Annotated in this window: 4 protein-coding genes and 1 pseudogene; all 5 read right to left on the bottom strand. The window is 35.3% G+C overall.

Annotated elements, in window-relative coordinates:
• Positions 1 to 100 precede the first annotated feature (100 nt).
• Positions 101 to 358 carry a hypothetical protein gene (locus PX482_RS22185; RefSeq protein WP_288093136.1) on the bottom strand — a complete coding sequence of 86 codons (258 nt, stop codon included), beginning with the start codon at positions 356 to 358 and terminating at the stop codon, positions 101 to 103.
• A 315-nt stretch (positions 359 to 673) separates the two neighbouring features.
• Complete coding sequence (locus tag PX482_RS22180) at positions 674 to 1,099, bottom strand: type II toxin-antitoxin system VapC family toxin (protein WP_002760181.1); 426 nt, start codon at positions 1,097 to 1,099, stop codon at positions 674 to 676.
• A 2-nt stretch (positions 1,100 to 1,101) separates the two neighbouring features.
• Positions 1,102 to 1,344 carry a hypothetical protein gene (locus PX482_RS22175; RefSeq protein ID WP_002760184.1) on the bottom strand — a complete coding sequence of 81 codons (243 nt, stop codon included), beginning with the start codon at positions 1,342 to 1,344 and terminating at the stop codon, positions 1,102 to 1,104.
• 193 nt (positions 1,345 to 1,537) lie between these two features.
• Positions 1,538 to 1,714 (bottom strand): annotated as a pseudogene (locus PX482_RS22170) (tetratricopeptide repeat protein); the annotation flags it as partial.
• 23 nt (positions 1,715 to 1,737) lie between these two features.
• The gene (locus PX482_RS22165) at positions 1,738 to 1,965 is read right to left on the bottom strand and encodes a hypothetical protein (protein WP_002760185.1); all 228 of its coding nucleotides are present in this window, start codon (positions 1,963 to 1,965) and stop codon (positions 1,738 to 1,740) included.
• Positions 1,966 to 2,214 lie beyond the last annotated feature (249 nt).

Below are 2,214 nucleotides of genomic sequence, written 5' to 3'. Positions count from 1 at the left end.
CGATAAATTCTCTCTAGCATTTTCTGGCTCTCGGGGTTTAGGTCTCTAATCAATCTCATTGTATTTTCCTGCTGCTTCGTTTTTTTATGTATTATACTTCTTAATTTTTTATTTGGGTAATTAATTTTGCATGACTACTTAATTCGGAGATTGGTTGAATGTTTCCTGTCATGGCATCTTGCCAACCTTGACGAAAGCATTCTTTAGCAGGTTTTAATACAATATTTTCGTTAGATAGTTTTGTCTGTCTAATTTGAGCATCGAGAAAGTCACGCAGCAGAATTTGTTCACTCAGATCAAGGGTCGTAATTGCTTCTGTAAGGGATTCAATGGTGATTTGCAGTGTAATTTGTGTCATGAGCAGATTGCCTCTTTATGTTTTAGATAATGGGATTTTAATGAGAGATGTGCGTAAAGAACAGTTTAGAAAGGGGAGTTTTTGTTTTTGAGTTGCATTGTTTACATCCCATAATCCCATCAATCACAGTTAAGACGATGGATATTGCTGTTGTCGCATCATTTGTAAACTTTTCCGAATTTGAACAATAGTAGAGTGATTTTTCCTAATAAGCTAAACGGCGCTTAACCTGCATGATCCAACAGCTATAACCCTTTTGGAGTCTATATCGGTGATCCGAAGTAAAAGCCGTTTAGCTTAGTCGTTGACTCCATTTTATAGTAGTTCTATTTTTTGAAAAAGAATAATAAAACCTTCTTGGGTAAAGTGCTTGTCATGGGTAAGCACTTCAAAAATATCCATTTGTTGCATAATTACCATTGATATGCAGTCTGTAATGCTATAACCTTTGTCTGACCGTTGTTTATATAATTCAAAACCTAATTGACGTAATTCTGGTGTATAGGAAATAACTTTTATTGTTTTTTCCCGTAGCATTTGCGTACACATCAAGAGTGCTTTCTGTCTCATAATAGTTCCTCTAGATGAAGCATAGTTCAGTATCTCATCAATAATGCCATCTGTCGTTATTAGCTGATCATTGATACAATTATGAGCATAATTAAGCGCGATTTGATGCCAGTCATCTTTAGGGTTGAGTAAAGCGATCCAATAAAAGGTGTCGGCAAAAATTTGCTTCATAGTTAATGTTTAGGAGTGCCGTAAATATAATGATCATGTTGTTCTGCACTATCGGTTGGTAAGGTATCTAAAATTTCTTGAGGAATATCAGCAGTGAGTTCTTCTATAAATTGTGCAAAAGGTTTAGATTGTTCTTGCGATCGATTATGTTTGATTTTGGCTAATAATAAAAAGTCAAAAACTTCTTCTATTACCTCATCGGATACTGTTTCAATTTCATGAATTAGTTGTTCTTTGATAGTCATAATTTTACCTTTGTAAGTTCTTCAAATATAGCCTATATCAGTTATCAGTGATTAATTCAATTATAGTCCATCCCATAATCCCATAATAAGTCTAAACTATGATTTGAATGATTGAATGAATACTATGATTGTGTTGTATTCAGCAAGTCTTCATCAATAATCAATCATAGTCCATCCCACACATAAATCACAGTTAAGACGATGGATGTTGCTGTTGTCGCAGCCTTTGTAAATTTTCCCGACTCTTAACAGTATTAGGATGATTCTCCCCTAAAGCTTGCTCGGCAATTGCTAATGCTTGTAAAAAGAGCGGTTCAGCTTCTTCATACCTTCCTTGAGATGAGTATAATTCTGCTAAATTGGTGAGGGAAGTTGCTACATATTACTGTAACATTAGGGTTTTTGAGTTTGCTCACGCCAAAGTACCACTTTTTCATAAAGACTAGCAACAGTTTCATCAGCAAACAGATTATGTTTAATTTCTAGATAGTCAGTTGGTTTCCAAAAGGTATCACTCCTAAAGATGGCAGCTTTGGCGATACCCATTCGTTCGTTTAGAATTTCAATAGCTTCACGATGCAATTCAGTGTTACGAGGTAAACTAGGGAAGTCAATTTTCATGATTTATCTCCTGATTCAGTCATTAGTAAAATAAATTCGACAGGATTACATATACGCATTATACCTTTATAGCGTTTGATGGGGATAATTCTCTCCTAAAACTTTCTCCGGCTCTTCGGGACTTGTTATGGTTCGATAGGGGGGCATAAATCGACTCAATCCTTATCTGGCAAGAGATTTAATTGATTAGTTCGCTCCAGATCGCAAACAATTGACAAAAATTGCGGCAATGTCTGTCTCTATAAAGGT

Source organism: Microcystis sp. M53602_WE12 (genome assembly GCF_030065455.1).
Taxonomy (GTDB): Bacteria; Cyanobacteriota; Cyanobacteriia; order Cyanobacteriales; family Microcystaceae; genus Microcystis; species Microcystis aeruginosa.
Note: the sequence above shows the minus strand (reverse complement) of the source record. Positions and strands in the feature narration are given on the sequence as shown.